The 5695-nt window shown below is 46.4% G+C and carries 6 protein-coding genes; 3 read left to right on the top strand and 3 right to left on the bottom strand.

Going from position 1 to position 5695, the window contains the following annotated elements:
• The 3 genes from VIP81_RS03040 to VIP81_RS03050 form a co-directional block, all read right to left on the bottom strand.
• Nucleotides 1-1129 (bottom strand): thiamine pyrophosphate-dependent dehydrogenase E1 component subunit alpha (locus VIP81_RS03040; protein ID WP_331957004.1); only part of this gene is annotated, 1129 nt, incomplete at its 3' end.
• Between the two features lie 29 nt (nt 1130-1158).
• Complete coding sequence (locus tag VIP81_RS03045) at nt 1159-1509, bottom strand: phage holin family protein (protein WP_331957005.1); 351 nt, start codon at nt 1507-1509, stop codon at nt 1159-1161.
• A 120-nt stretch (nt 1510-1629) separates the two neighbouring features.
• Nucleotides 1630-2562 carry a hydroxypyruvate isomerase family protein gene (locus VIP81_RS03050; RefSeq protein ID WP_331957006.1) on the bottom strand — a complete coding sequence of 311 codons (933 nt, stop codon included), beginning with the start codon at nt 2560-2562 and terminating at the stop codon, nt 1630-1632.
• 174 nt (nt 2563-2736) lie between these two features.
• On the opposite strand from VIP81_RS03050, the gene VIP81_RS03055 reads away from it, so the two are divergent.
• From VIP81_RS03055 to VIP81_RS03065, 3 genes are all read left to right on the top strand, one after another.
• A complete protein-coding gene (locus tag VIP81_RS03055; RefSeq protein WP_331957007.1) occupies nt 2737-3702 on the top strand; it encodes a formylglycine-generating enzyme family protein in 966 nt (321 codons plus the stop codon).
• A gap of 41 nt (nt 3703-3743) precedes the next feature.
• Nucleotides 3744-5075 carry a Gfo/Idh/MocA family oxidoreductase gene (locus VIP81_RS03060; protein ID WP_331957008.1) on the top strand — a complete coding sequence of 444 codons (1332 nt, stop codon included), beginning with the start codon at nt 3744-3746 and terminating at the stop codon, nt 5073-5075.
• Between the two features lie 126 nt (nt 5076-5201).
• Nucleotides 5202-5695 (top strand): D-alanyl-D-alanine carboxypeptidase (locus tag VIP81_RS03065; RefSeq protein WP_331957009.1); only part of this gene is annotated, 494 nt, incomplete at its 3' end.

The following is a 5695-nucleotide window of genomic DNA, read 5'->3' on the forward strand; positions in this document are numbered from 1 at the left end:
TGATTTTAAAGGCACCCCCATATTCCGCAATATCCTGCCCCATCAGGATCAGCTCCGGATGCTTTTCCATGGCTTGTTTTAAGCCATCGGAGAGTGCATTTATAAATCTTTTTTCGGAAGAAGGCCCTGCAGTGGCCACCACAGCAGGTGCGGGGGCATACAGGTCGTTTACTTCCACCTGGGTGTCCGCAACAATAGGCGTATCTACCAGTCCTCTCGCTACATCCGCTTCTATCTGATGTTTCAGCTCATCACGAATGGCAGCGATATCTGCGGTGGTAAGAATATGTTTTTCCTGTAACCAGGCTTCGTATTGCAGAATAGGATCTTTTTTCCCCCATTCTTCAAAAAGGGCAGGCGGCACATATTTTACGCCGCTGGCTTCTTCATGACCACGCATGCGGAAAGTCATGGCTTCTATTAACACCGGCTTTTGTTCCTGTATGGCATAAGCCCGCGCAGTACGTACTGTTTGGTATACTTCCAGCAGGTTGTTGCCATCTATTTGCACGCCCTCCATGCCGTATCCGATGGCTTTATCCACCAGGCCGGCACAATGATATTGTTCGTTTACGGGAGTGCTAAGTCCGTAACCATTGTTTTCAATGAGAAATATAACAGGTAAACCCCATACTGCCGCTACATTGAGGGCTTCATGGAATTCTCCTTCGCTGCTGCCTCCTTCGCCTGTGAAGGCAAGAGCTACTTTCTTCTCTTTTTTGAGTTGATGTGCCAGGGCAATACCATCGGCAATGGAAAGCTGAGGCCCCAGGTGCGAAATCATGCCACAGATATGATGCGGGGAGCTGCCAAAGTGAAAGGAGCGCTCCCGCCCTTTACTATAGCCATGTTCACTGCCCTGCCACTGCAGCAGGAGCTTGTCCAGTGGCATCTCCCGGGTAGTAAATACGCCTAGATTGCGATGCAATGGCATGATCCATTCGTCAGCATCCAGCGCCAGGGTGGCGCCTACAGCAATAGCCTCCTGCCCGATGCCCGAAAACCACTTACTTATTCTGCCCTGTCGTAATAACAGCAGCATTTTCTCCTCTATCAGCCGTGGATATAGCAAGGCTTTATAGAAAGATTTTAATTGTGTATCGCTCAGGTCTGACCGGTCGAAATACATGTGTTGGCTTTTAAAACAGGCAGTAAGGGCTAATCGTTGCTATTGCCTGCGAGACTAATCATTACACTATTAATGATGGTCATGATAATACTGAAAAGCAACGCCCACCAAAAGCCATCTACTTTGAAGCCGGGTACCAGCTTCGCCGCCAGCAAAATGATCAGCGCATTGATAACAAAAAGGAAAAGACCCAAGGTAACGATGGTTACCGGGAACGTGAGAATAACAAGCAGTGGTCTTACCAGGGCATTTAACAACGCCAATACCAACGCCAGAATCAGGGCTGTAACAAAGGTATCTACTTTCACTGCAGGTTTCAGCAGGTAAGCGGTTAACATGGCAGCCAATGCACTAACTAGTATACGGATCAGAAAACCCATAGCAGATTGTTTTACTAGTTAAGTTAACGAAAAAAGAATTACGAATTACGGAGTTGTGGGAAGATTATCTGCTGTCCTCTCCCCACAACTCCGTAATTCGTAATTTTTAATTCGTAATTCTTATAAAAAGCTATCTGCTTCTCTGTAGGCTTTAATCAGCGCAGCTTCACCCTCTTTGCCTTGTCCTACCATACCATGCTCCATGCCTAATACGCCCTTGTATCCTTTTTTATTGAGATGCTTAAAGATATTTTTATAGTTGATTTCGCCGCTACCCGGTTCCTTACGACCCGGATTATCGCCTATTTGTATATAGGCAATTTCATCCCAGCAGAGGTCCATGATCGGAATCAGGTTGCCAACATTACGTTGCATGTGGTAGATATCGTACAATATTTTGCAGGAAGGACTTTTTACTGCTTTACACACTTCAAAACTTTGTTCTGCTGTGCGGAGAAACAAATCGGGGTTGTCGCTCAGCGGCTCCAGTACCATGATCAGCCCGTGAGGTTCAAATATTTCTGCCCCGCTGCGCAGTGCATCTACCACATGGGCAGTTTGTATACCCATAGGAAGGTTGCGGTCAAAGTATCCCGGAACAACAGTGGCCCATTTGGCATTACAGCGTTTGGCCGTTTCTACGCTTTCTTTACAGGTTTTGATAAAGGCATCTTTAAATTCCTGTTTGCCGGAAGTCAGCGAAGTTTTCCAGTTGTTACCGGTGTCCACTACAAACACGCCCATTTGCATGCCCAGTTTATTCAGCAGATCACCTATTTTGGATTGTTCGGCCGGTGGTCGTCCTAACATTCCATTGTCTTCGATAGAGCGGAAACCCTGATCATACATGTATTTTATCTGGTCGAGGAAATCACCGCCGGCACTGTTTTTAAACATGCCATCATGCGGGCCATAGTTCATGTTAAAGGGTTTTCCTTTTACATCGTTATTGTTGTTGCCTGCTGCAGCCTGCGCAGTATTGCCAATACTGCCAAGTGTCAGTGCAGAAATGCCGGCCAGCGTGCCGTTTTGCAGGAATTTTCTTCTTTCCATAACGTTAGGTTGATTGTGTAATGACAGATGGTTAAATTAATAGGTTTTGCAAGGAAATGCTAATTTTCATGAAAAATTTTCAATTCATCAGCCTTTTTTCGCACTCATAAAAAAATATTGTATTCCAGATTAGTTTTTTTTAGATTCACCCACTTATATTTTCAATCACGTTAGATGACAAAACAGTATGTGACCTTACTGCTGAGTGGATTATTCAGTCAGGTAGTAGTAGCGCAATCAAGCCAGGCGTTCGAAGCCTATAGCCAGCAAATTCCAGGCACCGATGTTCAATTTAAGATGGTAGCCATTAAAGGAGGCAGTTTCAAACTGGGCAGCCCCGATAATGAAAAAGGCCGGAACAAAGATGAAGGCCCCGCGAAGAATGTACAGATCTCTGACTTCTGGATGGGAGCTACTGAAGTGACTTTCGACGAATATGATATTTATTCAGACGCAGAAAAAGATAAAACACCGGTACCCGATGGCATGACCCGCCCAAGCCCGCCATATATTGATCTTACCCTGGGAATGGGTAAAGCAGGTGGTTTTCCGGCCAATAGTATGAGCCAATATGCCGCGCTGATGTACTGCAAATGGCTGTATATCAAAACCGGTATATTCTATCGCCTGCCCACTGCGGCAGAATGGGAATATGCCTGCAGAGCCGGTGCCGCCACGGCCTATCCTTTTGGAGCAGATGCGTCCCAACTGAAAGACTATGCCTGGTTTAAAGGAAACAGTGATCAGAAATACCATAAAGTAGGACAGCTGAAACCCAATGCGTGGGGATTATACGATATGCTCGGCAACGTAGAAGAATGGACAATGGACCAATACGAGGAAACTGGCGTAGCCACTGCAAAAGATCAGGACCCCTGGACAGTGCCTACGGCAAAAACACCCAGACTGCTGAAAGGTGGTAGCTTCCAGGACGAAGCGCCGTTGCTCCGCAGCGCTGCCCGTTTAAAATCAGATCCCATCTGGAATCGCCGGGATCCGCAAATTCCGAAAAGCTCCTGGTGGAACGCCGATGCCCCCTTTGTTGGCTTCAGAATAGTAAGACCCGTAAAACAACCAACAGCCGCAGAAGCAGAACAGTTTTTTGAAGATATGATCGCGAAATATAAAGGTGCACGCTAGAAAGACGAAACATCCAAACATCTAAAAAATCTTATTCATTTATGGACAACGACAAAAAATTCCACGGAGAAGGCCGCCGCGAATTCGTAAAGCAAACATCTTTGCTTGCGGGTGGACTGTTGGCAATGCCTCTCTTATCGAAAGCAAACTTTTTCTCCGGATCATCCGATGTAATCAAAATTGCGCTGATCGGTTGTGGTGGCCGTGGTACAGGCGCTGCTACACAAGCCCTGAGCACTAAAGAAAACGTGCAACTGGTAGCGATGGCAGATGCTTTCCCCGACAGACTGCACGACAGCTACGCTAATATTAAAGAAGCTCTGGGCGATAAAGCCAGCCGCGTAAATGTTCCGGAAGGCAATAAGTTCATTGGCTTCGACGCATACAAAGAGGCCATCGCATTGGCTGATGTAGTAATACTGGCTACCCCTCCGGGTTTCAGGCCTATTCATTTTGAAGAAGCCATCCGTCAGGGTAAACATGTGTTTATGGAAAAGCCGGTAGCTACAGATCCTGCAGGTATTAAAAAAGTGCTGGAAGCCGCAGCCGTGGCTAAAACTAAAAAGCTGAACGTAGTAGTAGGTTTACAACGCCGCTACCAGAATTCATACCGTGAACTGTACAAACGCTATAAAGATGGTATCATCGGCGACATGGTGTCTGCACAGGTATGGTGGAATCAGGGCGCGTTGTGGGTGAAACCACGTAAACCTGAATATACAGAGATGGAGTACCAAATGCGTAATTGGTACTACTTCAACTGGCTGTGTGGCGATCATATCGTAGAACAACATATCCACAATATTGACGTAGGTAACTGGTTTATGGGGGCTACTCCTGTAACTGCAGGAGGAATGGGCGGACGCGCTGTACGTACCGGTAAAGAGTACGGTGAAATTTATGATCACCACTACGTAGAGTACCGCTATGCCAATGGGGTAGTGATGAACAGCCAGTGCCGCCACTGGAAAGATGCACCGAGTAAAGTAGACGAGGAAATTGTAGGTACCAAAGGCCGCATCTTCTGTGATAAAGCCCAGATCGTGGATCACAAAGGAAAAGTCCTGTACCAGTTTGATAAGAAAAATGAAAACAACCCTTATCAGACAGAACACGACGAACTGTTTGCCGCTATCGCCAAAGGAGAATACAAATTTGCAGATGCAGAAAGAGGCGCACAAACAACGCTGACTGCCATCGTAGGCCGTTTGGCTACTTATTCCGGTCAGGTCATCGACTGGAATGTAGCGCTGAACTCCGGTCTGGACCTGCATCCTAAAACATATTCATTTGATGCTCAGCCGCCAGTAATGCCGGATGCATCTGGTAATTATGCTTATGCGAAACCAGGCATTACTAAATACTTTACCTGATAAGAAAGAATTACGAATTACAAATTACGAATTACGGATTTGTGGGGAGACTGTCTGCTATTATCTTCCCATAAATCCGTAATTCGTAATTTGTAATTCGTAATTCTTATTCCGTAATTTCCTGCCATGAAAAGAACTCTCCTCGTAATAACGGCGCTATTTTCATTAGCATCAGCTACCGCACAGGTAGCAGCTATCAAAAAATGGGCAGCGTCGGAATTGTTACACAGAGCACCTATGGAGCAGGCCCATGTAGGCATCTGCATTTATGAACCCGCCACCGGCAAATACTGGTATCAGTACCAGGACAATAAATTCTTTACGCCCGCTTCAAATATGAAGCTCTTCTCCCTGTACGCAGGGTTGAAGCTATTGGGAGATTCTCTGCCCGCAGTCCGCTACTACGAAAACGATACCGCCCTGTTTATTAAGGGAATGGGCGACCCGTCGTTTCTGCATCCGGACTATGCCTACCAGCCGCTGCTCCAGCTGCTGCAACAAACCAATAAAAAAATTTACCTGGTGCCAGGTGTAAATACCAATCTGCGCTACGGATCCGGCTGGGCATGGAACGATTATGCAGATGATTATCAGCCGGAACTCAATGAGTTTCCGATGTA

Source organism: Chitinophaga sp. (genome assembly GCF_036566945.1).
GTDB lineage: Bacteria > Bacteroidota > Bacteroidia > Chitinophagales > Chitinophagaceae > Chitinophaga.